General features: G+C 69.6%; 25 protein-coding genes. 12 read left to right on the top strand and 13 right to left on the bottom strand.

Going from position 1 to position 26,468, the window contains the following annotated elements; translation table 11 throughout:
* Nucleotides 1-48: 48 nt before the first annotated feature.
* On the bottom strand, nt 49-675 hold the full coding sequence (locus PV646_RS39180; RefSeq protein WP_500347560.1) for a response regulator: 627 nt from the start codon (nt 673-675) through the stop codon (nt 49-51).
* The gene (locus PV646_RS39175) at nt 672-1,310 is read right to left on the bottom strand and encodes a sensor histidine kinase (protein WP_500347558.1); all 639 of its coding nucleotides are present in this window, start codon (nt 1,308-1,310) and stop codon (nt 672-674) included. The genes PV646_RS39180 and PV646_RS39175 overlap by 4 nt, the downstream gene beginning before the upstream one ends.
* A 205-nt stretch (nt 1,311-1,515) precedes the next feature.
* On the opposite strand from PV646_RS39175, the gene PV646_RS39170 reads away from it, so the two are divergent.
* Nucleotides 1,516-2,259, top strand: a complete 744-nt coding sequence (locus tag PV646_RS39170) for a hypothetical protein (protein ID WP_500347556.1) — start codon at nt 1,516-1,518, stop codon at nt 2,257-2,259.
* Here the strand turns inward: PV646_RS39170 and PV646_RS39165 are convergent.
* Nucleotides 2,222-3,208 (bottom strand): PHP domain-containing protein, encoded by a 987-nt coding sequence (locus PV646_RS39165; protein ID WP_500347554.1) that lies wholly within the window; start codon nt 3,206-3,208, stop codon nt 2,222-2,224. The two genes, PV646_RS39170 and PV646_RS39165, sit on opposite strands and share 38 nt — an antisense overlap.
* Before the next feature lie 110 nt (nt 3,209-3,318).
* Here PV646_RS39165 and PV646_RS39160 point away from each other — a divergent pair, with 110 nt between their 5' ends.
* Entirely contained in the window at nt 3,319-4,890 is a 1,572-nt protein-coding gene (locus PV646_RS39160) for an alpha/beta fold hydrolase (protein WP_500347553.1), read from the top strand.
* Between the two features lie 13 nt (nt 4,891-4,903).
* Here PV646_RS39160 and PV646_RS39155 read toward each other — a convergent pair whose 3' ends face one another.
* Entirely contained in the window at nt 4,904-5,851 is a 948-nt protein-coding gene (locus PV646_RS39155) for an MASE1 domain-containing protein (protein ID WP_500347551.1), read from the bottom strand.
* Between the two features lie 258 nt (nt 5,852-6,109).
* On the opposite strand from PV646_RS39155, the gene PV646_RS39150 reads away from it, so the two are divergent.
* Together PV646_RS39150 and PV646_RS39145 are read left to right on the top strand one after the other, a co-directional pair.
* Nucleotides 6,110-8,248: a molybdopterin oxidoreductase family protein gene (locus PV646_RS39150; protein ID WP_500347549.1), complete on the top strand. Its 2,139-nt coding sequence runs from the start codon at nt 6,110-6,112 to the stop codon at nt 8,246-8,248.
* A 28-nt stretch (nt 8,249-8,276) separates the two neighbouring features.
* Nucleotides 8,277-10,058, top strand: coding sequence for an AMP-dependent synthetase/ligase (locus PV646_RS39145; RefSeq protein ID WP_500347547.1), 1,782 nt, complete (start codon nt 8,277-8,279; stop codon nt 10,056-10,058).
* Between the two features lie 186 nt (nt 10,059-10,244).
* Here the strand turns inward: PV646_RS39145 and PV646_RS39140 are convergent, their stop codons facing one another.
* Nucleotides 10,245-11,228, bottom strand: coding sequence for a LacI family DNA-binding transcriptional regulator (locus tag PV646_RS39140; protein ID WP_189159584.1), 984 nt, complete (start codon nt 11,226-11,228; stop codon nt 10,245-10,247).
* Between the two features lie 181 nt (nt 11,229-11,409).
* Between PV646_RS39140 and PV646_RS39135 the strand changes: the two genes are divergently transcribed.
* Entirely contained in the window at nt 11,410-12,285 is an 876-nt protein-coding gene (locus PV646_RS39135; RefSeq protein WP_500347545.1) for an alpha/beta hydrolase family protein, read from the top strand.
* Here PV646_RS39135 and araD read toward each other — a convergent pair.
* From araD to PV646_RS39120, 3 genes are read right to left on the bottom strand one after another with little or no spacing between them, the layout of a single operon-like run.
* A complete protein-coding gene (araD, locus tag PV646_RS39130; protein ID WP_500347543.1) occupies nt 12,282-14,003 on the bottom strand; it encodes an L-arabinonate dehydratase in 1,722 nt (573 codons plus the stop codon). The two genes, PV646_RS39135 and araD, sit on opposite strands and share 4 nt — an antisense overlap.
* Nucleotides 13,988-14,893, bottom strand: coding sequence for a dihydrodipicolinate synthase family protein (locus PV646_RS39125; RefSeq protein WP_500347542.1), 906 nt, complete (start codon nt 14,891-14,893; stop codon nt 13,988-13,990). Before PV646_RS39125 ends, araD begins: the two co-directional genes overlap by 16 nt.
* The gene (locus PV646_RS39120; protein ID WP_500347540.1) at nt 14,880-15,527 is read right to left on the bottom strand and encodes a GntR family transcriptional regulator; all 648 of its coding nucleotides are present in this window, start codon (nt 15,525-15,527) and stop codon (nt 14,880-14,882) included. The genes PV646_RS39125 and PV646_RS39120 overlap by 14 nt, the downstream gene beginning before the upstream one ends.
* A gap of 244 nt (nt 15,528-15,771) precedes the next feature.
* Between PV646_RS39120 and PV646_RS39115 the strand changes: the two genes are divergently transcribed.
* From PV646_RS39115 to PV646_RS39095, 5 genes are all read left to right on the top strand, one after another.
* Complete coding sequence (locus PV646_RS39115; RefSeq protein ID WP_500347538.1) at nt 15,772-16,281, top strand: hypothetical protein; 510 nt, start codon at nt 15,772-15,774, stop codon at nt 16,279-16,281.
* A gap of 111 nt (nt 16,282-16,392) precedes the next feature.
* The gene (locus PV646_RS39110; RefSeq protein ID WP_500347536.1) at nt 16,393-17,328 is read left to right on the top strand and encodes a DUF1996 domain-containing protein; all 936 of its coding nucleotides are present in this window, start codon (nt 16,393-16,395) and stop codon (nt 17,326-17,328) included.
* A 120-nt stretch (nt 17,329-17,448) separates the two neighbouring features.
* Complete coding sequence (locus PV646_RS39105) at nt 17,449-18,000, top strand: sigma-70 family RNA polymerase sigma factor (RefSeq protein ID WP_089953784.1); 552 nt, start codon at nt 17,449-17,451, stop codon at nt 17,998-18,000.
* Nucleotides 17,997-18,701 carry an anti-sigma factor family protein gene (locus PV646_RS39100; RefSeq protein WP_500347534.1) on the top strand — a complete coding sequence of 235 codons (705 nt, stop codon included), beginning with the start codon at nt 17,997-17,999 and terminating at the stop codon, nt 18,699-18,701. Before PV646_RS39105 ends, PV646_RS39100 begins: the two co-directional genes overlap by 4 nt.
* 51 nt (nt 18,702-18,752) lie before the next feature.
* On the top strand, nt 18,753-19,085 hold the full coding sequence (locus tag PV646_RS39095; RefSeq protein WP_500347533.1) for a hypothetical protein: 333 nt from the start codon (nt 18,753-18,755) through the stop codon (nt 19,083-19,085).
* Here the strand turns inward: PV646_RS39095 and PV646_RS39090 are convergent.
* A complete protein-coding gene (locus tag PV646_RS39090) occupies nt 19,082-20,026 on the bottom strand; it encodes a zinc-binding dehydrogenase (RefSeq protein ID WP_500347531.1) in 945 nt (314 codons plus the stop codon). The two genes, PV646_RS39095 and PV646_RS39090, sit on opposite strands and share 4 nt — an antisense overlap.
* Nucleotides 20,027-20,095: 69 nt before the next feature.
* Here PV646_RS39090 and PV646_RS39085 point away from each other — a divergent pair, with 69 nt between their 5' ends.
* Nucleotides 20,096-20,701: a hypothetical protein gene (locus PV646_RS39085; protein WP_500347529.1), complete on the top strand. Its 606-nt coding sequence runs from the start codon at nt 20,096-20,098 to the stop codon at nt 20,699-20,701.
* A gap of 17 nt (nt 20,702-20,718) precedes the next feature.
* Nucleotides 20,719-21,078, top strand: a complete 360-nt coding sequence (locus PV646_RS39080) for a hypothetical protein (RefSeq protein ID WP_500347527.1) — start codon at nt 20,719-20,721, stop codon at nt 21,076-21,078.
* On the opposite strand, the gene PV646_RS39075 is transcribed toward PV646_RS39080, so the two are convergent.
* Genes PV646_RS39075 through PV646_RS39060 form a run of 4 tightly spaced genes read right to left on the bottom strand, consistent with a single transcriptional unit; the run spans nt 21,038 to nt 26,404 of the window.
* Nucleotides 21,038-22,441 carry an aminobutyraldehyde dehydrogenase gene (locus PV646_RS39075; RefSeq protein ID WP_500347525.1) on the bottom strand — a complete coding sequence of 468 codons (1,404 nt, stop codon included), beginning with the start codon at nt 22,439-22,441 and terminating at the stop codon, nt 21,038-21,040. The genes PV646_RS39080 and PV646_RS39075 overlap by 41 nt on opposite strands.
* Nucleotides 22,438-24,051 (bottom strand): thiamine pyrophosphate-binding protein, encoded by a 1,614-nt coding sequence (locus PV646_RS39070; protein WP_500347524.1) that lies wholly within the window; start codon nt 24,049-24,051, stop codon nt 22,438-22,440. Before PV646_RS39070 ends, PV646_RS39075 begins: the two co-directional genes overlap by 4 nt.
* Entirely contained in the window at nt 24,048-24,986 is a 939-nt protein-coding gene (gene speB, locus PV646_RS39065; protein ID WP_500347523.1) for an agmatinase, read from the bottom strand. The genes PV646_RS39070 and speB overlap by 4 nt, the downstream gene beginning before the upstream one ends.
* Nucleotides 24,983-26,404, bottom strand: coding sequence for a sodium:solute symporter family protein (locus tag PV646_RS39060; RefSeq protein ID WP_500347522.1), 1,422 nt, complete (start codon nt 26,402-26,404; stop codon nt 24,983-24,985). The genes speB and PV646_RS39060 overlap by 4 nt, the downstream gene beginning before the upstream one ends.
* Nucleotides 26,405-26,468: the final 64 nt, after the last annotated feature.

Here is a 26,468-nt window from a genome sequence, read left to right as displayed (position 1 = left end):
CTACTGCTTCCATCATCCTGCCGGGCGCGTCCCGGCCGACACGGGCACTTATCCCGAACGGTCCCGAAGTGCGTTTACCGCCTGGGCACGATCTGCGACCTGCAACTTGCGGAGGATGTGGGACACGTGGTTGCGCACGGTTTTGGTGCTGACGAACAACTCCCGCGCGATCGTCGCGTTGCCCTTGCCCGCGGCCATGAGCAGGGCGACCTCGCGTTCCCGCCCGGTCAGCTCCGGCAGCGCGCTCGGACGTGGTGCGGTGGCGAAGAAGTCGAGCAGCCGCGTCGCCACGCCGGGGCTGAAGATCGCCTCGCCCTCCCCGACCGCGCGCACCGCGTCGACGATCTGCTGCGGCCGCGAGGACTTCACGAGATAACCGCGCGCACCGGCCCGCATCGCCGCGAACACCGACTCGTCGTCCTCGAACATGGTCAGCACCAGCACTCGCGCGGACGGCCGGGCGGCGACGATCCGGCGCGTCGCCTCGATGCCGCCGAGTTCGGGCATGTTGAGGTCCATCACGATCACGTCCGGCCGCAGCTGCCGCGCCAGCTCGATCGCCGGCGTCCCGTCGCTGGCCTCACCCACGACGTCGATGCCGCTGTCCGCCAGCGCCGCCATCACGCCCTGGCGGAACAACGGGTGGTCGTCCACGACCAGCGCGCGCAGGCTCATGAGACCGGCAGCGCGGCCGCGAGTCTGGTGCCGCCGTCGTGGCCGGGCTCGACCCGGCAGTCACCGCCGAGATCACTGGCCCGCTGCCGCATCGACGCCAGTCCGACACCGGTCGTCACCTCGGCCGCGCCCACCCCGTCGTCGACCACCTCGACGTGCAGCTCGGCGTCGAACCACAGCCGCACAACGCACGTGCGCGCGTCGGCGTGCGTGACGACGTTCGTCAGCGCCTCGCGGATGATCCGGTACGCCGCCACGCTCACCGGGTCGGGAAGGGGCGGGATCTCGCCGAGCACCAGCACCTCGATCTCGACGTGCAGCCGCGACCGCAACGCGGCCACGAACGTCTCGACGGCTCCCACCAACCCGAACTTGGTCACCGCGGCGGGACTCTCGTTCGCGACCAGCGACTTGATGTCGCCTATCGCCGAGTGGATCTCGTCCTCGAGCAGCACGAGGAGCCGGGCCGCGCCGGCCGGGTCGGAGGCGAGCAGCTGCCGCGCCGACCGCAGCCCGAGAGCGACCGCGGCGAGCGAGGGACCGACACCGTCGTGGAGATCGCGCAGCACTGTGCGGCGCGCCTCAGCCGCGCTCCTGGCGCAGGACTCCGCGGGCACGATGAACTGCCGGCGCATTCTCGCTCCCTCCCACCGATGACTTCGCTCGCATCTGATCAGCCGTTATCGGCTTTCCCGATGGTGTGAACGAAGTCCCTCGATCGGACCATTCGGGGCCGTACTCCACTCTGATGGATGCGGGCAGGTGGTTGATACGCCAGACGGAAAAACCAGATGATCCAGTGAGCGGTATTTCCGCACGTGCCGCCTGCTCCGTAGAGACATGGGAGTCGAGGTCTGCGACCCTCGCTGGCTCGCGGCCGTGCCCGGAGCCGAGCTGGTGGTCGCGCTGGACGAGGTGGGAGGGCACGCCGCCGACGGGCACCGGGTGACGGTGCTGATCGATCTGGTGCCGGACAACGTGGCGATGCTGAGGGGTCTGGCCACCGAGGCGGTCGGGGAGGGCGCTCGCAAGGTGCGCGTGCGGCCGCACGGCGTCGACCGGGTCGATCTCGTCTACGCGGCGGTGGAGCTCGGCCGGGTCGCCGAGGACGACGCCGTCGAGGTCCAGTTCGACGTCACGTCCGCCGCTTTGCTGCGGGCCGATCCCACGGCGTTCGTGCGGGTCGATCCGTTCGTGGTGAAGGCCGACGGGACGGTCGTGCCGATCTGCACCGGCCTGGAGGGCTACGCGCTCGGTGAACTGGGGTCGTTCGAGAACCCAGGGCCTGTATCGAAGTCCATGTTCGCGATAGCCGGGCCTGACGCGGCCCCTGGCGGCACGGCCGAACGACCCACATACAACAGCGGTATGCGGGCCATTCGGCCGCACCACCAGGAACCACCTCAGGCGCGACTCTCATCGAACGGGACTTCGATACAGGCCCTGGTGGCCGCGTGGGACCCCGAACCGGTCCGGGACCTGTGCCGGGTCGCGCTCGGCCGTGCGCTGGCCGACACCGGGCCGCTCGTGTCCTGGTACGAGCACCTCACCCGGACAGCAGCCGAGCTGCGCTCCTCGTGTTGATCACCTGGTCCGGCGTGACACCGCACTCCTCGGCCCGCGCGCAGCCGTAGTTCAGCCAGTCCAGCTGGCCGGGCGCGTGTGCGTCGCTGTCGATGGAGAACGTGCACCCGGCGTCCACGGCCAGGCTGAGCAGCCGGCGCGGGGGGTCGAGCCGTTCGGGACGTGAGTTGATCTCGACGGCGGTGCCGCTCCGCGCGCAGGCCTCGAAGACCTTCTCCGCGTCGAACTGGGACTCCGGGCGGCCCTTGCCGACGACCAGCCGGCCGGTGCAGTGGCCGAGGACGTCGACGTGCGGGTTCTCGACCGCGTTGACCATCCGGCGCGTCATCTCGGCGCGCGGCATCTTCAGTTTCGAGTGGACGCTCGCGACCACGACGTCGAGCCGTGCCAACAGGTCCTCGTCCTGGTCGAGCGCACCGTCGTCGAGGATGTCGACCTCGATGCCGGTGAGGACCAGGAACGGTGCCAGCTCGACGTTCAGCTCGGCGATCACCTCGAGCTGCTTCTCCAGGCGGTCGCGCGACAGTCCGTTCGCGACGGTCAGCCGCGGCGAGTGGTCCGTCAGCACCATGAACTCGTGCCCGAGGTCGCGCGCCGCCTCCGCCATGTCGCGGATCGGGCTGCCGCCGTCGGACCAGTCCGAGTGGACGTGGCAGTCGCCCTTCAGCTTCGCCCGCATCTCCTCGCCGCCGGTGATGTCGACGTGCCGGAGTTTCGCCAAATAAGACGGTTCACGGTTCGCGAGCGCGTCCAGGACCACCCCGGCCGTCGACTTGCCGACACCCTTGAGGTCGGTGAGCGTGCCGAGCTTCGCGCGCTTCTCGACGTCCGCGGGATCGAGGTCGGCGAGGACGACGGCCGCGTTGCGGAACGCCTGGACGCGGTAGGTCGGCTCGCCGGCCCGTTCCAGGTGGAACGCCACCTGCTTCAACGCCTTGACCGGATCCATACCCCTTCCTACCCCACTTCGGTCAATTTCACCCGACCTTCGGGGGTGTCGACCGGGTCCGCGACTGCGACAGCGTTCTGTCGCTGACCGACGATCGTGAGGGGTACGCGGTGAGGAAGCGTTGGGGCGCGGCGGCTTTGGTCGCTCCGCTGTTCATGTCCCTGGTGGGAACGGCCCAGGCGGTACCGGGTCCGTTGGACGAGTACTACACCCAGACCGTCGCGTGGGCAGAGTGCCCGGCGGGCTGGGTCACGCCCTCGACGGGGATCGAGTGCGCCACGGTGATCGTGCCGATGGACTACAAGAACCCCGGCAACGGCAACCTGGAAGTCGCCATCTCGCGCAAGAAGGCCACCGATCCGGCGCGCCGCAGAGGCGTGCTGATGACGAATCCCGGCGGACCCGGCGGTTCTGGCCTCGGCGCGGTGCACTGGTTCAACGCGCAGACCGAGGTCCTGAAGATCTACGACGTCATCGGCATGGACCCGCGCGGTGTCGGCCGTTCGACGAACATCCGCTGCATCTCGACGCCGTCCGACGACGAGTTCCCTTCGCGCCCAACGGACTCGCAGCTCGCGAACTGGTCGGACTACGCCCGTGCCGTCGAGGCGAACTGCCAGCGCGGCGGCGGTGAGATGCGCCGGTTCATCTCGACCATGAACACCGCCCGCGACATGGACGTCATCCGCGGGGCCATGGGGGAGAAGAAGATCTCCTACGTCGGCTACTCCTACGGCACGCAGCTCGGCGCCGTCTACGGCTCGATGTTCCCGAAGTTCCTCGACCGCAGCGTCCTCGACTCCGCCCTGGACCCGCTGAAGACGTGGCACGAGCAGGACGTCGACGTGGTGGACGCCATCACCGACAACCTGAAGAAGTGGACCGAGTGGACCGCCGCCCGCAACGGCACCTACGGCCTCGGCACCACCCCTGCCGCGGTGCGCGGTGAGCTCGACAAGATCGCCGCGAAGCTGCAGGAAGGCCCGTTCGGCGGCTACGCGGACGTGACCTCCTTCGACTACGCGGCCGGCTCCACCCGCTACCGCCGTTCGTGGGCCGCGTTCTCCCGTCACATCGCGTCGATCAAGGCGGGTGTCGCCGACCCCGCGGAGGCCTCGGCGATCGTGGCGGCGCTGAAGAAGGGTGACATCGAACCCACCTCGCCGGGCACCTTCCAGGCCGTGGTGTGCGAGTGGGACTGGTTCTCCGACGTCAACACCTACTACAACGACATGAAGCGCTGGCGCGACACCAACCCGTACGGCGGCACCGTCGACTACATGGCGCCGACCAACTGCACGTTCCGCGCGTTCCAGCGCCCGGAGAAGATCCCCGCCATCACCCGCAAGTACCCGGCCGGGCTGGTGGTCAACTCCGACGGCGACACCCAGACGCCGCTCGCCAACGGCCGCGTGATGGCAGAGCACCTGAACCAGCCGCTGATCAGCGTGTCCAACGACGGACAGCACGGGCACTACGCGTTGCGCCGCAACGCTTGTGTCGACACCCTGGTGAACAAGTACCTGGTGTCCGGGATCCTGCCTGCTTCGCGCGTCACGTGCGCGGGCACGGACATCGCGGAGACCGTGCCGCCGGGTGCGGCGGCGTCGCTGGGCGTGCAGTCCGCGCGACCGTTGAGCGACATCCTCGGTGAGATCGCGGTGGAGACCAAGCCCTTCTAGCTCGTCCGGTCTCCTATCCGGGCGGCACTACGCGGCCGAGCCGTTTGCGCGCACCGTCCTCCTGGTAGCGCGCGACGGTCTCGGCCAGCTGCACGCACGCCCGCTCGATGGCCTGCTTGGCCTCGTTGCGCTCACTCGTGACGGCGCTCAGGATCAGCCCGGTCAGCGCCACCGAGCCGTTGAACGCCTGCAACACGATCATCGTGGTCAGCAGGTCGTCGGCGGCGAAGTGCCCGCTGGCCGCGGACATCACGGCGGCCACCGAGATGATCACGGCGCACGGGGCGGCGACCGCGTGCTGGAAGCGGATCGCGCCCCAGATCAGCATCGGGAACACCAGGAACAGCAGGCGCGACTCGGCCGTCGTCACGACGGACGCGAGCGTGGCGGTCGCGACCAGCAGCGCGGCCGCCTCCGCCAACCGGCGCGGTGCGGCGTTCCACTGACGCGGCACCGTGAGCAGCAACGGCGTGAACACCAGCACGCCCATCGCGTCGCCCGTCCACCACACCGACACCACCGCCGGCACCTCGTGCCACGGGATCACGCCGCCGATCCTCAACGCCGCCGCGCCGACGACCGCGCTGACCAGCATCGCGCCCAGCGCACCCGCGAAGACGAGCAGCAGCGCGTCCTTCAGCCGGTCGAGCGCGGGCCGGAAGCCGAAGCGGGTCAGCAGGTACCAGGCGAGCAGGGGAGCGGCGGTGTTGCCCGCGGTGATCAGCAACGCCGAGAGCACGGGCGCGCCCAGCGAGATGTTGGCGGCGAACGCTCCGAGCGTGATCCCCGGCCAGATCTTCCGGCCCGACATCAGCAGTGCCGCCACGGAGATCCCCGTCGGCAGCCACAGCGGGGTCACCTGACCCTTCACGAGGGCCAGGACCAGGCCGACCTGCGCGGTCGCGTAGTACGCGAGCGCGACCGCGGCGATCGTGGCGGCGGTGCGGAGTGCGGCGTTCACCGCCACATGTTCCACCTGCGCACACACGATGGCCATACCTCGCGACAGGGCGTACCCGCCTGGACTCACTCCGTAGATAGGTACCAGCGCGTTCCGGAAGTGTGCCGGGTCTTGACCAGTGCAAATCGACATACCGGCTGGTATGCTCGGCGACTCTCAGGCGGTCGTTGGGCTGTTCGGGTCGACCCTCGGCCGGGCGGTTGCGCCGGATGGCAGGCGACTAGTACCCGTTGGTAACAAGCTGTGTGAGGGGACCCGATGACGACCGCGTTCACGACCTGCCCGCTCTGCGAAGCGATGTGCGGACTCGAGCTGACGGTGGAGGGTGACCGCATCACGAAGGTGCGCGGCGACCGCGAGGACGAGTTCAGCAAGGGCTTCCTGTGTCCCAAGGGCGCCTCGCTCGGCACGCTCGACGCCGACCCCGACCGGCTGAGCACCCCGCTGATCAAGCGCGACGGCGAGTTCCAGGAGGCCACCTGGGAGGAGGCCTTCGCGTACGTCGACGAACGCCTGAAGGACTTCCCGGACCGCAACTCCGTTGCCCTGTACCTCGGCAACCCTGTCGTCCACTCGCTCGCCGGCGGCCTCTACGCCGGACCGCTGCGCAAGGCCCTGGGCAGCCGCAACGTGTTCACCGCGAGCACCGTCGACCAGATGCCCAAGCACGTCCAGGTCGGTCACGTGTTCGGCGGCATCTTCTCCATCCCGGTGCCCGACATCGACCGCACCGACTTCATGCTGGTGCTGGGCGCCGACCCGTTCTCGTCCAACGGGAGCCTGTGGACGGTCCCGGACGCGCCGGGCCGCTTCAAGGCCCTGCAGAAGCGCGGTGGCAGCTTCGTCGTGGTCGACCCGCGCCGCAGCCGGACCGCGCAGGCCGCCGACCAGCACGTCGTGATCCGGCCGGGCACCGACGTGTTCCTGCTGCTCGCCCTGATCCACGAACTCTTCGCCCAGGACCTGGTGAACCTCAAGGACCTCGCCGAGCACGTCACCGACCACGCGGTGATCCGCGGGCACGTCGAGCCGTTCGGCCCCGAGGCCGTCGCGGACCGCACCGGGATCGACGCGGAGACGATCCGGGCGCTGGCGAGGCGCCTGGCCGAGGCCGAACGCGCCGTGGTCTACGGCCGGATCGGCACGACGACCGTCGAGTTCGGCACGGTCGCGTCGTGGGCGGTCGACACGCTCAACATCCTCACGGGCAACCTCGACCGGCCCGGTGGCGCGATGTGGCCGCTGCCCGCGCACAGCAAGCGGGGATCCGGCACCGGCAAGGGTTTCGGCATCGGTCGCTGGCACAGCCGCGTGCGAGGCCACCCCGAGGTGATGGGGGAGTTCCCGGCCGTCACGATGGTCGACGAGATCGAGACGCCCGGCGAGGGCCAGGTGCGGGCGCTGTTCACGGTCGGCGGCAACCCGGCGCTGTCACTGCCGAACTCGGCCCGCGTGAACGAGACACTGTCCTCATTGGACTTCATGGTCAGCGTCGACCCGTACCTCAACGAGACCACCAGGCACGCGGACGTCATCCTGCCGACGCCGCCACCGTCCCGCCGCGACCACTACGACATCGCGTTCCTCAACAACTCCGTCCGCAACGTCGTGAAGTACTCGCGTGCCGCGATCCCGCTGGAGGAGGGCAGGGTCGACGAGACGGAGATCTTCTTCCGGCTCGCCACCATCTTCAGCGGCCTGGGCCCCAAGGCCGATCTCGACGCCATCGCCGCGTTCCAGCTCGCCGACCTGAAGAAGAAGGCCGGCGCCGACTTCGAACCCGAGGGCGAGACGCGCGAGGAACGCCTGCTGGACCTGAAACTCCGCACCGGCGCGTACGGGGTGACGCTCCAGCAGCTGCTGGACAACCCGCACGGCATCGACCTCGGCCCGCTCACCTCGCGCCTGCCGGAGATCCTCCGCACCCCGTCCGGGAAGATCGAGCTCACGCCACAGCCGATCATGGACGACCTGCCGCGCGTGCTCGAAGCCCTGCGCACGCCCGAGACCGGCATGGTCCTGGTCGGCCGCAGGCACCTGCGCACCAACAACTCCTGGATGCACAACGTGCCCGCGCTGGTGAAGGGCAAGCCGTTGTGCACGCTGCTGGTCAACCCCGGCGACGCCGACCGGCTCGGCATCGAGGACGGCGGGACCGCCCAGGTCACCTCGCGCATCGGCAAGATCGAGGTGCTGGTCGAGGTCACCGCGGACATCGCGCCCGGCGTCGTCTCGATGCCGCACGGCTGGGGCCACGACCAGCCCGGCACGCGGCTCACCGTCGCGGGCGAGCACGCCGGCGTGAACGTCAACCTCCTCACCGACGACCTCCGCATCGACCCGCTCTCGGGCACCGCCGTCCTGAACGGCACCCGAGTGCAGGTCGTGCGTGCGTGACCTTCCCCCGAGGTGCATTGGAGTCGCCATGACCGCCGGAGTCACCAGCCCGAACGCGGTGCAAGCCGTCCGCCGGATAGCCGACCTGCCGTTCCTCGCGGAGCAGGCGTACGGGGACGCGGTGGCGTGGCGGTTCAAGCAGGACGGGCAGTGGCGTGAGCAGACCTACGCCGAGGTCTCCGAGGTGGTGCTGGACCTGGCGTCCGGGTTCGTCCACGCCGGACTGGAGGCGGGCGACCGGGTCTGCGTGCTCGCGAACACCCGTCCGGAGTGGACGGCGGTCGAGCTCGCGGTGCTCGCGGCGGGCGGCATCGTCGTGCCGATCTACCCGTCGAGCGCGCCGGAGGAGATCGCCTGGGTGGTCGGCGACTCCGGCGCGTCGATCGTGGTGGCGGAGAACGAGGAGCAGTGCCTCAAGGTCGAGTCCGTCAGCGCCGGACTCCCCGAGCTGCGCACGGTCTTCTCGATCGATCCCGCCGGTGACCGGCCGCGGATCGCCGAGGTCCAGGACAGCGGCCGCACCTCCCCGCTGGCCGACGTCCTCGACTCCCGCCGCGCCGCGATCAGGCCCGAGGACCCGAGCCTCATCATCTACACCTCGGGCACCACCGGACCGCCCAAGGGCTGCGTCCTGACGAACGCGAACTGGGTCGCGCTGTGCCGGGTCGCGGAGGAGGCCCGCATCGACGCGATGACCGGCGTCGTCTACCTCTTCCTGCCGCTCGCGCACGTCTTCGCGCAGATCATCATGTTCGGCACCATGTACCGGGGCGGCGCCCTCGCCTACTTCGGCGGCGACATGAAGGCGATCGTGCCGGAGCTGGCCGAGGTGCGGCCGACGTTCCTGCCGTCCGTGCCGCGGATCTTCGAGAAGATCTACACCTTCGTCACGTCGAACGTGCCCGCGGAGCAGCTCGGCCAGGCCGTCGCCCTGGGGCTGGAAGTCCGGCGCAGGCGTGCCGCGGGCGAGCCCGTGCCGGCGGAGATGGCGGCCGCGTTCGAGCAGGTCGACGCGCTGTTCGCCAACGTGCGCGCGGCGTTCGGCGGGCGGCTCGTGCAGGCGCTGTCCGGTGCCGCGCCGATCTCACCCGAGGTGCTGCGGTTCTTCCACGCGGCCGGGGTACCGGTGCTGGAGGGCTACGGCATGACCGAGTCCACGGCGGTCGGCACGATCAACACCCTGGGCCGCTTCAAGCTCGGCTCGGTCGGCGCGTCCGGCGTGGCGGGGCTCGAGATGACGCTGGGGGAGGACGGCGAACTGCTGATGCGCGGTCCGCACGTCTTCGCGGGCTACTGGCGCAACGACGAGGCCACCGCCGAGACGCTGCGGGACGGCTGGCTGCACACCGGAGACCTCGGCGAGATCGACGCGGACGGTTTCGTGACGATCACGGGGCGCAAGAAGGACATCATCATCACCGCGGGCGGCAAGAACATCGCGCCGGCCAACGTGGAGAACGTGCTGCGCCAGTCCCGCTGGATCTCGCACGCCGTGCTGTTCGGCGACCGCAAGCCGTACTGTGTGGCCCTGATCACACTGGACGCGGACGAGGTCGTGCCGTGGGCGACGGCGCGTGGCTTGCCGTCCGACGTCGAATCTTTGGTGGGTCACCCGGACGTGCGAACGCTCGTGCAGGGAGTTGTCGACGAAGCGAACTCGCACTTCGCCAGTGTTTCCCAAGTGAAGAAGTTCGTGCTGCTCACCAGGGATCTGTCCCAGGAGGAAGGTGAGCTCACACCGACGTTGAAGGTCAAACGCTCCGTTGTACATCGACTTCACTCTGGGTTGTACGAAGGACTCTACGAGTAACCCGTACGTACGAGAAATCCAAAAACAGGTACATCCACCCTGGCGATTTTCTTCCGCTCAGGGCAGACTCGGACACCAAGCGGCGCCAGGCCCCCTCCCCCCTCGGGCCCCAGCCGCTTCGCGGCCCCGGCTCAAGGCGTACTCCCCCCAGACGCCCCTGCCGGGGCCGCCTTCATTTGCGGCCCTTCACTTTCGTGGCGGCGTGGTCGTGCCGCGCACGATCAGTTGCGTCTCCGCCACGATCTGTGGGACCTCGGTGGTGTCCGAGTCGAGCCAGTCCAGCAGGAGGTTCACCGCCGTGCGCCCCGCCTGCGCCACCGGCATCGCCACCGTCGTCAGCGCGGGGGAGCACAGCGAGGCGTAGGTGAGGTCGTCGAACCCGGTCACCGACACGTCGTCCGGCACCGAGATGCCGCGATCGCGCAGCCGGGCCAGCACGCCCAGCGCCATGATGTCGTTGTAGGCGACGATCGCCGTCGTGTCGGCCGCCACGGCGAGGTCCGCCGCCTGCAGGCCGCCCTCGTAGCGCGGCGCGAACGGCCCGAGGTCGACCAGGTCCACCCCGTGCCGTGCCACCGCCTTCATCAGCCCGCGGCGACGCTCCTGGTTGGACCAGGACGTGCGAGGCCCGTTGAGGTAGGCGATCCGGTGGTGTCCCAATGCGACGAGGTGATCGATGACGGCGTGCATTCCGCCCGCCGAGTCCATCAGCGCGGCGGGCACGCCGGCCAGCCGCCGGTTCAGCAGCACCAGTGACGTCACGCCGGCGACCTCGTGGACCTGGGAGTCCTCCAGGCCGGGCGCGCACAGCACGACGCCGTCGACCTGCTTGGCCATCGCGTGCACGAGCCTGGCCTCGGCGACCGGGTCCTCGTCGCTGTCCGCCACGAACACCGCGTAGTCGGCCTGCATCGCCCGCGCCTGCACGGCCTTGAGCACGCCGGTGAAGAACGGGTTGTCGAGGTCGGGCACGACGATGCCGATGTTGCCCGTCTTGCCCGTGATCAGCCCGCGAGCGGCCCGGTTGGGCTGGTAGCCGAGTTCTGTCGCGGCGGCCAGTACGCGCGTCCTGGTCTCCGGACGCACGAGCTCCGGGGACGTCAGGGCACGCGAAACGGTCGCGACGGACACGTGCGCCCTGCGTGCCACGTCGCGGATGGTGACTGCCACGGATACCTCACCCTCGTGCCGGATCGGGCAATCATGACGGGTCGGGTGTGAAGTCCGGCCTGCGCGTCCTGCCCCCGCTCGCGGCGACCAGCGGCAAGTCCGATGTGGACGGCGGTGGTTGACAAAGCGGAACAGCGCTCCGTATCGTTCCGGAACAACGCTCCGTTTGAAGGGAACCCCCATGACCGTCTTCACCCTGAGCCCCGTCGTGCTCGAGATCCCCGGCAGGCCCGTCGACCTGCGGTTGAAGGTCTCCGCGCCGACCGAGGGCACCGGGCTGCCGATCCTCCTGCTCTCGCACGGGCACGGTTACTCGAACCACCTGTCCTCGCTGAACGGCTACGCACCGCTCGCGAACCACTGGGCCGAGCAGGGCTTCGTCGTCCTGCAGCCCACGCACCTGAGCAGCCGCACCCTGTCCCTGCCGGAGGACACCCCCGGCGCGCCGCTGTTCTGGCGCTCCAGGGCCGAGGACCTGTCGCACGTGCTCGACCGGCTCGACGAGATCGAGAAGGCCGTGCCGCAGCTCCAGAACCGCTGGGACCGCACGAAGATCGCCGTCGTCGGCCACTCGATGGGCGGCCACACCGCGAGCCTGCTGCTGGGCATGACGACCGAGGGCGTCAGCCTGAAGGACGACCGGGTCAGGGCGGGTGTGCTGCTCGGCTCCACGGGCCGTGGCGACGCCGTCACCGACATGGTGAAGGAGAACTACTCCTTCATGCTGAGCACGGACTTCAGCGGGATGACCACGCCCGCGCTCGTCGTCGCCGGCGACGCGGACGCCTCCGCGCACCTGACGACCATGGGGCCGGACTGGCACGCCGACCCGTACCACCTGGCACCCGGCCCGAAGGACCTGGTCACGTTGTCCGGCGCGGAACACGGGTTCGGTGGCGTCTCCGGGTACGACGTCGCCGAGACCACCGACGAGAACCCCGAACGGGTCGCGCTCGTGCAGCGCCTCACCACGGCGTACCTGCGCAGTCAGCTACACGGAACCACGGACTGGCAGGACGTCGAGATCACGGACGGCCGCGTCGAGTCGAAGAGCTAATGAGCGTTGGGTTCGGGATTCTTCCCGGGCCGTGACAGGAACTCGAAGTCGCAGCCCTCGTCGGCCTGCGTGATGTGCTCGTAGTACAGGGCGCCGTACCCGCGTTCGAACTTCGGCGGTGGTGCCGTCCACGCGTCACGACGGCGCGCCATCTCCTCGTCGGAGATCTCCACGCGCAACACCCGCGCCTCGACGTCCAGCGTCACCAGGTCGCCGTCCCGCACCAGCGCCAGCGGGCCGCCGACGTGCGCTTCCGGTGCCACGTGCAGAACGCAGGCACCGTAAGAGGTTCCGCTCATCCGTGCGTCCGACACGCGCACCATGTCCCGGACGCCCTCGCGGAGGAGCTTCTCCGGAATCGGCAGCATCCCGTACTCCGGCATGCCGGGCCCGCCCTTCGGGCCGCCACCGGCGAGCACGATCACCGACTCCCTCGTCACGTCCAGCGCGGGGTCGTTGATCCGTGCCTGCAGGTCCTGGTAGCCGTGGAAGACCACGGCGGGCCCGGTGTGCCTCCACAACGCGGGATCGGCCGCCACGTACTTGATCACCGCGCCGTCCGGGGCCAGATTTCCCCGCAGCACGGCCAAACCGCCCTCAGGGGAGATCGGATCGTCCAGCGGCCGGATCACGGCGGCGTCGTGCACCTCGGCGCCGTCGAGGTCCTCGCCGAACGTCCGCCCGGTGACCGTGATCCGCCCGAGGTGCAACGAGTCCCGCAGCCGCGACAGCAGTCCGGGCAGTCCGCCCGCGTAGTAGAAGTCCTCCATCAGGTGCTCACCGGCGGGCTGGACCGAGGCCAGCACCGGAACCTCGCGCGACAGCCGGTCGAAGTCGTCCAGCGACAACGGGATCTGCGACCGCCCGGCCATCGCGATCAGGTGGATGTACGAGTTCGTCGACCCGCCCAGCGCCAGCACCGTCCGGATCGCGTCCTCGTAGGCCTCCTTGGACAGCACGTCGCCGATCGTCAGCCCCTCGCGCACCATCTCGACCGCGCGCATCCCGGACGCGGCCGCCATCCGGTGGTGCGCCGAGTCCACGGCCGGGATCGACGACGCCCCGGGCAACGTCAGTCCCAGTGCCTCCGCGGCGGCCGTCATGGTCGACGCCGTGCCCATCGTCATGCACGTGCCGGGGGAGCGGGCCAGTCCTGACTGGATCTCCGCCCAGTCGCCGGACGAGATCGTGCCCGCCCGCTTCTCGTCCCAGAACCGCCACATGTCCGTGCCGGACGCGAGGTTCTCGCCCCGCCAGTGCCCGCGCAGCATCGGGCCCGCGGGCACGAAGACCGCCGGCAGCCCGGCGGAAGCGGCGCCCATCAGCAACGCCGGGGTGCTCTTGTCGCAGCCGCCCATCAGCACACAACCGTCGACGGGATAGGACCGGAGGATCTCCTCGGTCTCCATCGACAGCATGTTCCGGTACAGCATCGGGGTCGGCTTCTGGTACGTCTCCGACAACGTGGAAACGGGGAACTCCAACGGAAAACCGCCCGCCTGCCACACCCCGCGCTCGACCTGCTGCGCCCGTTCGCGCAGATGCATGTGGCACGGGTTGATGCCGCTCCACGTGTTGAGGATCGCGATGACCGGCTTGCCGAGGTGCTCGGACGCGTTCAGGCCGAGCTGGCGCGCGCGAGCGTTGTGCGAGAACGCCCTGAGCCCCTCACCCTCGAACCACTCCGCGCTGCGGAGCTTCTTCACAGCAGGCTCCACGAGTTCAGCAGCACGCCCACCGCCGAACGGTCGGCTTCCGAAAGCGCCGATGCGGGCGGACGCACGTCCCGGCGGCACAAACCGAGCTGTGCCAACGCTTCCTTCACAACGGACACGTTGTTCGCCGACTCGTTCAAGGCCCGCAGTTCCTCGAACCCCCGGACGAACTCCCAGAACTCCATCGCCGCACCGAACTCACGCGCCTGCAGGCACCGGAACATCTGCATCGACAGCTGCGGCGCGACGTTCGCCAGCCCGGACGTGAACCCGGTGGCCCCGACCGCGAAGTAACCCGGCGCCGACAGCTCGGCCAGCCCCGCGACCCACGTCAGCCGCTCGAGCCCGGCGTCCCGCGCGACCGAGGCGAACCGCACCGGGTCCGGCACCGCGTACTTCACGCCTACGACGTTCGGGCACGCGTCCGCGAGCGCCGCGATCTGCTCGCCGCCGATCCGCGGGTTCCGCACGTACAGGACCACGCTGAGTTCGGGCACCGCCGAGGCGATCGCCCGGTGGTAGCCGACCCACCCGTCCAGCGAGACGTACGGGTGCACCGGCTGGTGGATCATGACCCCCCGCGCGCCGGCCCGGTCCGCGAACCGCGCGGCCGTCACGGCGGACGTCAGGTCGTGCCCGACCCCGGCGACGATCGCCGCACGATCCCCGACGGCGTCCACAGTGATCTGCAGCGCGCGCTCGGTCTCGGCGGCGGACAACGTGTAGAACTCGCTCGTGTTGCCGTTCGGCGTCACGACCGAGATCCCGCCCTCGACCATCCGGTCCACCACGGCGGCGTAGTTCTTCTCGTCGATCGCGCCGTCCGCGCCGAACGGGGTGACCGTGATCGCCACCACGGACGCCAGCTGGTCGGAGAGGTCATCGAACGACATCGGGAAGCTCCTCGGCTACTCGGTCGGCGAAGGTCTTGACGTGCCGGCGCAGCAGGTCGGCCGCGGCGTCGCCGAAGCCCTCCTCGGCGGCGACGAGGATCGCCCGGTGCTCGGCCTCCTCGGCGTCCCACGTCGGGCAGACGCCCCAGCCCGCGACGGTGATCAACGCGGTCTGGTCGCGCAGCCCGTCGAGGATCCCCACCAGCAACGGGTTGCCGCACCCGGCGTAGAGCGCGCGGTGGAAGCGGCGGTTGGCCAGGCTGCGCTGAGCCAGGTCAGGCACCTCCTCGAGGGCTGAGCGGGCCTCGGAGAAGTCCGCCCCCAGCGCGACGGAGCGGCGCAGCGCCTCGGGCTCGACCAGCAGCCGCACGTCGTAGACGGACGCGGCCATCTCGGCGTCGACCACCCGGACCGTGGCGCCCTTGTACGGGCTCATCACGACGAGCCCCGACCCGGCGAGCGTCTTGAGCGCCTCGCGCACGGGCGTCTTCGAGACGTTCAGCATCGCGGCGAGATCGGTTTCCACGAGCGCCTGACCGGGCTTCAGCTTTCCATAAAGAATCGCTTCTTTGATCGATTCCAGAACGAAGTCGGTCCGGGACGCCGGAAGTGCTCCCACCCGGTCATACATCATATATGAGAGCGTATGGGCAGGTGGAGGCCCAGGTCAACCGTTTCGTGTGGGCTGCGCAACGTCCTTGTATCTGCGTTGAACCAACTTCCTCGCCGGCTCGTTTTGAAGGTGTTGGTCACCGCTGTGCGCGGGACTGGAGAAGGAGAAATTTGAGTGCATCGTTCCGCGTGACCGTGTCCATTGCCGCGTCCGCCGGCGCAAGGCACCGAACGTCCTGGGCACCAACGAGTTGAACGAGAACGACATGCTGATGGAAGAACTGCCACCGGAGGCCGCGCTCGACGGGCCTCCACCGAACATGGACCACCTGCTCCAGCGCACGCTGGGCACGGTCCGCGAAGAGAGACACCGGGCCGTGCGCCGCCGGGGCCGCATCACGGCCCTGTCGTCGACCCTGGTGGTCGCCGGAGTGCTTGCCGGAGGCGTCTGGATGGGCCAGGGCCTGGGGGTCGGTGACACCGAGAACGTCGACGCGCTCCTGCAGGGGACCTCGTCGACGGGTGCGCACATGGCCGTGCAGGTCACCGACACCGAAGGTGGCCTGAGGCTGGTCGCGACGGTCGACGGGATGCAGGACGGGGAAGCCTGCTGGCTGGTCGTGCACACGAAGGACGGACGAACGTTCACCGCGGGCTCGTGGAGGGCGCACGACGGTGAAGTGACCTTGGCCGGGTCCGCGATGGTGCGGGCAGGGGACGTGGCCGGGGTCAGCGTGGTCGACCACGATCGCCAGCCGCTGGTCACGGCGCAGTAGAGCGGAGCGGGACTCGGGCCGCGGACCCGAGTCCCCGTCCGGCCGGAGCGTTTGCGATCCTGTTGAGACAGCGCGCTTTTGTTCGCCCGGACGGATTGGCAGGCTGTGGACGTGGCCCGGAACAAACCGGCGACCTTCGCGGTCGCGGTGGTCGCGCTCCTCGTCGTGGCGGGCTCCGCGGTCCTGCTGCGCGGCACGTCCAACGGTGCGCCGTCACCTGACCAGTACGTCGGCGACCTGGACCAGGTGCTCGTCGAACCGAGCACACCGCACGTCGTCATCCGGTGCGGCACGAACGAGGAACGTCACCTCAACGCGGACAACCCCGTCGTCTCGCCCGGCATCCCGTTCGGCGCCCACCACACGCACGAGTACGTCGGCAACTCCTCGGCCGATGCACGCTCGACCGACGAGTCCCTCGCGGCCGCGACGACGACGTGCGAGAACAACGACCTCTCGACCTACTACTGGCCCGTGCTGCGGCTCACCGACGGCGTCGGGCACGACGAGCACGCGGACGGTGGCGGCCTGCACGGCAACACCGGCGAGGTGCTGCGGCCGAAGAGCGTCGAGATCCGGTACGACGGCAGCCCCGTGAGCGCCGTGCTGCCGATGCCGCGGTTCCTGCGCCTGATCACCGGCGATCCGGCGGCGTTCACCAGCGACTACGGCCCGAACACGCGCGCCCGGTGGGGCTGCTCGGACCGGCCGGGCCGCTTCACCACGAAGTACCCGCTGTGCGGAAGCGCGACCACGTTGCGCAGCTACGACTTCGGCAGCTGCTGGGACGGCAACAACACCGACAGCGCCTCGCACCGCACGCACGTGGTGTTCCCACTGGCGGGTGGCATGTGCCCGGCCAAGACCTTCCCGATCCCGCGCCTGCACATCACCGTGGGCTACGACGTCCCCGCAGGTCGGCCGTACGCGATCGACAGCTTCGCCGAGGAACTGCGCGACCCGGCGACCGACCACGCGATGTACATCAACGTCATGCCGGAGGCGCAGATGGTGGAACTGGTCGGGCGGCTCAACCGGTCCCGCTAACATCCGGCAATCCTTTTTGTTGAAATCCGTTGAACCGAAGCTCTCCGCCGCTCGTGTGTCGGCTGAGGTCTTGAACTGGACGCCCGCAGGAAGTGTTCGCGGGCGGGGAGGAGTAGGTGGATGGCGGCTTTGTTCTCCCGCAAACGGGAGACCGCGGCCGACGAGGCACTGATCCGATCGCTCTACGAGGAGCACGGTCGGGCGCTGCTGGCGTACGCGACGCGGTTGACCGGCGATCGGGCGGCTGCCGAGGACGTGGTCCAGGAGACCCTGGTCCGAGCGTGGCGCCATCCCGACGCCCTCGTGAACGGCAAGGGATCAGTGCGAGGCTGGTTGCTCACGGTGGCGCGCAACATCGTCACCGACAGGGTGCGGGCGAAGGCCGCGCGTCCTCAGGAGGTGGCGGAGTCCCCGGCGACGCCACCGATCGAGCGCGACCACGCCGACCAGGTCGTCGACTCGGTGGTGGTGCTCGAAGCGCTCGACAGGTTGTCCTCCGACCACCGCGACGTGCTGATGGAGATCTACTTCCGCGGCCGGAGCGTGACGGAGGCGGCTGAGGCGCTCGGGGTGCCACCTGGCACAGTGAAATCGAGATCGTATTACGCGTTGCGAGCCTTGAGGGAGACCTTCGGCGGTCAGAAGGTCGCACTGAAGGGGGTGGCCGGATGACCACGCAGCACGACCCGCAACTGCTCGGTGCCTACGTTCTCGGGGCACTGGACGAGCAGGAGGTGCGCGAGATGGACCAGCACCTGGCGTCCTGCCCCGAATGCAAGCGTGAACTCGAAGAACTCCGCGACATGGAGGCCTTCCTCGGCGAGGTGCCGCCGGAGGCCATGCTGGACGGGCCGCCCGAGGGCGGCGACATGTTGTTGCAGCGCACCCTGCGCCAGGTACGCGCCGAACGGGGCGGCGTCGCACGACGTCGTCAGTTCGCGATCGGTGCCGCGGCGGCCGTCGTGGCCGCGGTGGTGCTCGGTGCCGGTGTCTTCGTCGGTAAGGCCACGTCACCCGATGTGACGGCCCTTCCCACCCCGACGGTGGCACCGGACCCGGCGGGCACCAGGCTCGCCACGTTCACCGACCCGGCGACCAAGGCGTCGATGACCGTGAAGGTCGTCCCCGCCGCCGGCTGGGTCCGGACGAACATGGCGATCAACGGCATTCCCGAGGGCGAGAAGTGCCGGATCTTCGTCGTCGCGAAGGACGGCAGCCGCCAGGAGGCGGGCTCCTGGGTGGTGTCCAAGAAGGGCGCCGCCGAGGGCACGAACCTGGACGGTTCCGCGTTGGTCGCCCCCGACGACGTCAAGTCGGTCGTGGTGGAGAACTTCGCGGGCAAGAAGTTCGTCGAGGTACCGGTCCAGGCGTGATCGGAGGATAATGGGGCCGTCCTTTTCGGACGGCCCCATTATCTTTGCCCTATGTCATCCCACCTGTTCATCGGCGACCACTGCTGGAACCACTCCAGTGCCTACGTGTCGTGGGTACTCGAAGTGGTCGCGGAGCACGTGACGAACGAAGAGGCGCGGGCCGAGCTCAGGAGCTTCTCGAGCGGGCTGGTCTTCGTGGAGGACTTCGGACGCAGCTTCGGCCCCGAGGTCTCCGAGGAGATCGTGCACGTCATCCGCACCGAACTCCGCCCCGCGGCGCTGGCACAGCACGAGGGCGAGGGGCGTGACCACGCGGTGAAGATCGTCGACGAGCTCATCGAGATGGCGAACCAGTGGCGTGGCTTCGAGATCGAGGCCGGCTAAGGCCTCAGCAGCACCTTCCCGGCGGTGGCACGTGACTCCAGCGACTCGTGCGCCAGCGGAGCGTCCTTGAGCGCGAACGGCGGATGGACCAGCGGCACGAACCGCCCGCTCGCCAGCCCGGCCATCGACTCGTCCTCCAGCACCCGCAACCCGCGCCGCATCAGCCCGGGTCCCAACGCGACAGTCGCGGTGAGACTGTTCGCGAACAACGCCTCGGTGCTGATCGGCGTCGAGGACCCGGACGCCCAGCCGTAGATGATCTGCCGCCCGCCCGGCCCGAGCGTCTTCAACGCCTGCCCGCCCGCCTCGCCACCGACACCGTCCAGCACGACGGTCATGTCCTTGAGGCCGTCCGCCCAGCCCGGCCGCGTGTAGTCGATGGCGGCGTCCGCGCCGTTGTCCATGACGAGGTCGAGCTTGTCGGTGCTCGCGAGGCCGATGACGCGCGCACCGACGTTGCGCGCCTCCTGCACGAACAACGCGCCCATGCCCCCGGCCGCCGACATCACGAGCACCACGTCGTCCTTCGTGAGCTTCGCGGCGTCGAGCACCCCGACCACCGTGCGGCCGGTGCCGATCATCGCGACGGCCGCCTCGAACGACACGTCGTCCGGCAGCGCGTGCAGAGCATCGACACCCGCCACCGCGAGCTCGGCATACCCGCCGTTGGCCAGGCCGAGGTGCGCGACGACCCGGCGGCCGAGCCAGTCCGGCGAGACGTCCTCCCCGAGCGCCGTCACGACCCCGGCGACCTCACGGCCCGGCGTCATCGGGAAGGCGACCGGCCCGAAGCCGCCCTTGCGGATCGTCGTGTCGACGAGGTGGACGCCGGCCGCCGCCACCGTGACGCGGACCTGGCCCGGGGCGGGCTCCGGGTCGGGGACCTCCTCGAACCGCAGGTTCTCCGCCGGGCCGAACTCGTACTGCCGAATCGCGAACATGCCACTGAGGCTAGGAACTCCATTTAAGTAGAGGTCAACCCCGCGGTTCCGTCCGTAGGATCACGAGCCATGTCCAGTGACTTCTTCGTCGACCGGGACGGCACCTGGTACTGCCCGATCTGGAACACCTCGCACGGCGTCCACACCTGGGTGCTGGAGCGGATCGCCGACCTCACCGAGGACGCCGCGGTCGAGGAGGCCGTGCGAGAACGGCTCGACCACCCGTCCTCGATGTTCGCCCTCTCCTGGTTCCCGTCCGAGCAGGCCGCCGAGATGGTCAGGGTGATCGTGGGGCCGTTGCGCGACGAACTGAGGGACGAGACTCCGTACGTGCGCGCCTCCGTGGAGGAGCTGATCGTGATGGCGGAGGGCTGGGCCGAGGCGACTGACGTGTTCCCCCTCTTCCTCCCGTGGACGTTCGTCAAGCAGGACGGAGGACCGGAGGTGCGCTACCTCTCGGTGGAGGAGCCGGTGCGGGAGATCCGCTTCACCGGTGTGCGCGGCTCCGACCTCCCGGACGAACTCCACAGTCCGAAGATCAGCCTGTCCGACGGCGGCTACGCGATCAGGGCGAAGGTTTTCGCCGTCGAGGGTTTCGACGGCACCGTCGCCGCGACCGGCCTCACCGTCCAGGGCGGCCCGGACCGCGTGCTGGAGCACGTCGTCGGGTCCTGAGCGGGAAAGGGGTGCAGGTGTCGATCTTTCCGGTGAACCGGCCGAGGGAGTTCTTCCTGCGGATGTTCGAGCCGGAGACGAAGACGCTGTCGTACCGCGCGGAGAAGAGCGAGACCGAGGCCACGCACGTCGACCTGATGTTCGGCGACGTGCGGGAGATGAAGGTCCAGCCGATCCTGCGCGATCTCACGATCGACGTCGTCGACGGCGGCTACTCGTTGTCCACGCCGGACTTCCCGGACGGCTACGTGCTGGCGGACCGGTTCGTCCTCGTGGAGGACGACGTGGACGACTGGGAGGCCTTCGACTTCCTGGAGATCCAGGAGCACGAGCTCATCAGGCTCTACCACTCGCATGCGCGATCATCACGTGCTTGACGCGCGTGTAGTCCTCCAGGCCGTGCATCGACAGGTCCTTGCCGTAGCCCGATGCGCCGAAACCGCCGTGCGGCATCTCGGCCGCCACGAGGCCGTGCGTGTTCACCCAGACGATGCCGAAGTCGAGCCGTGCGGTCAGTGACGCGACCCGGCCGGTGTCGCGGGTCCAGATCGACGACGCGAGGCCCTGCGGCACCCCGTTGGCCAAGGCGATCGCCTCGTCGTCGGAACTGAACCGCTGCACGGTGATCAGCGGGGCGAACGCTTCCTCCTGCACCAGTTCGTCGTCCTGGGAGAGCCCCGAGACGACCGTCGGCTCCAGGAAGAAGCCGCTGGAGCCGAACCGCCTGCCTCCACAGTGGACGACACCGGACGAGCGCGAGAGCAGGCCGAGCACGCGGTCCAGCTGGGCCTGGCTGTTCAACGGCCCGAAGTCGGTGCCGGGGACCTGCGCCGACGCCGCTTTCACCAGTGCCGCCACGAACTCGTCGTGCACGGCGGAGTGCACCAGCACGCGCGAGGCGGCCGTGCAGTCCTGGCCCGCGTTGTAGAACGCGGCACCGACGATCCCCTCCGCCGCGGCCGTCACGTCCACGTCGTCGAACACCAGAACCGGCGCGTTGCCACCGAGTTCGAGGTGCGTGCGCTTCACGGTCGCGGCGGCGCTGCGGGCCACCTCGATGCCGGCACGGGTGGATCCGGTGATCGACACCATGGCGGGCACGGGGTGTTCGACCAGCAACCGGCCGGTGTCGCGGTCGCCCAGCACGACGTTGAACACGCCCGCCGGCAGCACAGAGGAGGCCAGAGTCGCGAGCAGCACCGTGGACGACGGCGTGGTGTCGGCGGGCTTCAGGACCACCGTGTTGCCCGCGGCCAGCGCCGGCGCGATCTTCCACACGGCCATCATCAGCGGGTAGTTCCACGGCGTGATCTGCGCGATCACCCCGACGGCCTCGCGCCGCTGGTACGAGGTGTGGCCCGGGATGTATTCACCCGCGGCGGCGGTGCCCAGCGCGCGGGCGGCACCGGCGAAGAACCGGATCTGGTCCACGCACTGCGGGATCTCCTCGTCCAGCAGGACCGCGCGGATCTTGCCGGTCTCGCGCACCTCCGCGTCCGCCACCTCGGAAGCGTTGGCCTCCAGGAGATCCGCGAGCTTCAGCAACGCCTGCTGACGTTCGCCGGGGGTGGTGCGCGACCAGGCGGGAAATGCCCGGAGGGCCGCCTGGACCGCCGCGTCGACCTCGGCGGACCGGGAGACGACCGCGCGGCCGAACTCCTGTCCCGCAACAGGATCGACGAGAGGTGAGGTCTCCTCGGCACCAGCCGAGGTGCCGTTGACGAAGTTCGCGACGATCACGTGTGCTCCAGGTGCGTGGGGGCGAACATGCGCAACACCGCGGGCAGCACGACGACGTGCGAGCCGTCCCCGGCGAACGCCTTGGCGAGGTCCTCGCGCAGCGACTCGGGTGTGCTGCGGGTGGCGGGCACCCCGAACGCGCCGGCGAGTGCCACGAAATCCGGACGGGTGAGCTCGGTGCCGGTGGCCTGCCCGAACGCGTCGGTCATGTACTCGCGCAGGATGCCGTAGCCGCCGTCGTCGACGATCAGCCACACGACCCGCGAGCCGTGCTGCGCGGCCGTCGCGAGCTCCGAGATCCCGTACATCGCGCCGCCGTCGCCGGACACCGCGAGCACCGGCCCGTCGACCGCCGCCGCCACGCCGAGCGCGGCCGGGAACCCGTAGCCGAGCCCGCCGGAGCCCTGCGCGGTGAGCTGCGCGCCACCCCGCGGGTCCCACGCCGACCAGGCCCAGTAGGCGAGGATCGTCATGTCCCAGCACGTGGGTGTGCCGTCCGGCACCGCGGCCCGCAGCGCGTCGAGCACCTGCCACTCCAGGTCGAGCCCCTGCCCCCGAAGTCGTTCCCGGACGCTCGCCAGCAGCCCCAGCACCCGTTCCTCCGCGACACCGTCCACCGCGCGGGCCATCACGCCGGAAGTCAAGGCGCGCAACGCATGCCGGGCATCGGCGTGGATGCCGAGCGCGGGGTAGTTCGACTCCAGCTTGCCGAGGTCGGCCTCGATCTGGACCACCGCACCGCGCGGCCGGAACGTCCGGTAGTTGCTCGACAGCTCACCGAGCCCCGACCCGACGACGAGCAGCACGTCCGCGTCGGCGAGGAACTCCGTGGTGTGCCAGTCCTCCACCCACGACTGCGCGGAAAGCGGGTGGTCCCAGGGGAAACCGCCCTTGCCGCCGAACGTCGACACCACCGGCGCGCGCAGCTTCTCGGCCAGCTCCAGCAGTTCGCCCGGACACCCGAGCACACCACCGCCGGCCAGGATCACGGGTCGCGCAGCGCCGTCGAGCAACCGCACGGCCTCCTCGACCAGTTCGGCGCGCGGGTGCAGCTCGCGCGGTGACCACGGCACCGACGTCACCGGCGGCACGGTGGCGGGCGCGAGCAGCACGTCCTGCGGGATCTCCAGCCACACCGGCCCGAACGGCGCGGTCAGCGCGATCTCCCACGCCTCGGCCAGCGCCGACGGGATCTGCGACACCTGCCGGACCACGCGGGCGTGCTTCACGACGTCGCGGAACGACGCCAGCTGGTCGGTCAGCTCGTGCAGGTACCCGCCGCGCACGCCCCCGAGCCCGGCGGACGGGATCTGCGACGAGAGGCCCAGCACCGGCGCCGACGCGGCGGCCGATTCCTGCAGTCCGGCCAGGGTCTGCAACGCGCCGGGCCCGGTCGACACCAGCAGCGGCGTCACCGAACCGGTGGTCCGCGCGTGCCCGTCGGCGGCGAACGCGGCGTTGACCTCGGTCCGCGAGCCGACGTAACGCAGGTCCGACCGCCGCAGCGCGTCGAAGAGCCCGAGCGCGTGCTGGCCGGGAATGCCGAAGACGGTGCTCGCGCCGAGCGCCTCCAGCGTCTCGACCACGACATCGCCACCGTTGCGCGTCACTGCCCCTCCTCGAGCGCCAGCAAACTCACCAGGTCGTACGCCACATGTGAAGCTGCCACAGAAGTGATGTCCGCGTGGTCGTAGGCCGGCGCCACCTCCACCACGTCGGCCCCCACGAGGTTGAGCCCGCGCAGCCCCCGCAGGATCTCCAGCAGTTCGCGCGAGGTCAGGCCGCCCGCCTCGGGCGTCCCGGTGCCGGGAGCGTGCGCCGGGTCCAGCACGTCGATGTCGACCGACACGTACAACGGCCGTGAGCCGATCCGCTGCCGCAGCGCGTCCACCGTCTCGTCCACACCCCGCCGCATCACGTCCGACGACGTCACGATGCCGAACCCGAGCCGCCGGTCGTCCTCCAGGTCCTTCTTGCCGTACAACGGTCCCCGCGTGCCGACGTGCGAGATCGCCTCGGTGTCGAGGATGCCGTCCTCGACCGCGCGCCGGAACGGCGTCCCGTGCGTGTACGGCTCACCGAAGTAGGTGTCCCACGTGTCGAGGTGCGCGTCGAAGTGCAGCAGCGCCACCGGTCCGTGGATCCGCGACACCGCCCGCAGCAACGGCAGCGCGATCGTGTGGTCACCGCCGATGGTCACCAACCGGGTGCCGCCGGCCTGCAGGTCGGCGGCCGCCTGGTCGATCGTCTCGATGGCCTCGCCGATGTGGAACGGGTTGACCGCGACGTCCCCTCCGTCCACTACCTGCAGCCGTTCGAACGGCGACACGTCCAGGCCGGGGTTGTAGGGGCGCAGCAGCCGGGACGCCTCCCGCACGGCCGAGGGCGCGAACCGCGCACCGGGCCGGTAGGAGACACCGGTGTCGAACGGGACTCCCACGACCGCGACGTCCGCGTGCGCCACCTGGTCGAGGCGCGGCAGCCGGGCGAAGGTCGCCGGGCCCGCGTAGCGCGGGACCCGCGAGGAGTCGACGGGGCCGATCATGCGTTCACCAGTTCCTCTTCCTCGGTCGCCTCGCCCGCCACCCGGCGCTCCCAGTTCGCGAGCACCTCCGGTGACGTGGCCGGCGTGGCCAGACTGACCACGACGTACGTCACGAACGACGCGCCGAGGCTGTAGTAGACGGGCGAATCGGCGAGCACACCATCGACGATCATGAACGTGATCGACGTCAGCGCACCGACCGCCATCGACGCCATCGCGCCCACACGAGTGCCGCGCTTCCACACCAGCCCGCCGATGATCGCGACCAGCAAGCCGCCGACGAGGATGTTGTAGGCGACGGTCAGCGCGGCCACGACGTCGTTGAGCACCACCGCGATGCCGATCGCCAGCACACCCAGGACCAGCGTGAACATCCGGTTGGAGTGGACGTCGGTCTTGCGCCGCCAGATGTCGTTGGCGGCCACGGTCGAACATGCGATCAACGCACCGGACGACGTGGACATCATCGCCGCCAGCGCCGCCGCCAGCACCAGACCACGAACGCCGGTGGGCAGCAGGTTCTCGACCATCACCGCGAACGCCTCGTCCTTGTTCGCGATGTCCGGGTACAGCGCCTTGCCCGCCGTGCCGATCAACGCGCCCGCGACGGCGTAGACCAGGCAGTACAGCCCGGACGTGATGCCACCCCAGGTCGCGACCTCCGGCGACTTGGCGGTGAACACCCGCTGCCAGATGTCCTGGCCGATCAGCAGACCGAAGACGTAGATGAGCAGGAACGTGATGATCGTGCCGATGCCGATGTTGCCGACGTCGAACATCGCCGGATCATCGAGCCGATCACGCATTCCGTCGAACCCACCGGCCGAGATGATGCTGATCGGGAGCAGCAGGAACAGGATGCCGATCGTCTTGATCACGAACTGGACGATGTCGGTCAGCGTGATCGACCACATGCCCCCGAGAACGCTGTACAGCACGACGACGGAACCACCGATGATCACACCGACGGTCTTCGGCAGTCCGAAGAGGACGGTGAAGATCGTGGAGTACGCGATCGTCGACGTGACGGTGAGCATCAACGTGTAGGCCCACATCACGGAGCCGGACACGATCGACGAGTTGCCGCCGTAACGCAGGTCGAGCATCTGGGAGACGGTGTAGACCTTCAGCCGGACGATCCGCCGAGCGAACAACGCGCTGAGCAACAGGATGCCGAGACCGATGGCGAACACCATCCAGGCGCCGGAGATGCCGAACTTGTAGCCGAGCCCGACGCCGCCGATGGTCGACGCGCCCCCGAGCACGACGGCCGACATGGTGCCGGAGTACATGCCGAACCCGAGCCGGCGCCCGGCGACCAGGTACTCGCTCTTGCTGGTGGCGCGGCGCATGCCCCACCAGCCCATGCCGATCATGCCGAGCACGTAGGCGGCGATCACCGCGTAGTCGAGAGCCACTGCCGACCTCCTTGGGTTGCAGGTCACAGTAGGAACGCGTGCTGGCGCTGGTAAGTGGTCGTTG

The sequence above is a fragment of the Streptomyces sp. ID05-26A genome (genome assembly GCF_033794685.1).
Taxonomy (GTDB): domain Bacteria; phylum Actinomycetota; class Actinomycetes; order Mycobacteriales; family Pseudonocardiaceae; genus Lentzea.
Note: the sequence above shows the minus strand (reverse complement) of the source record. Positions and strands in the feature narration are given on the sequence as shown.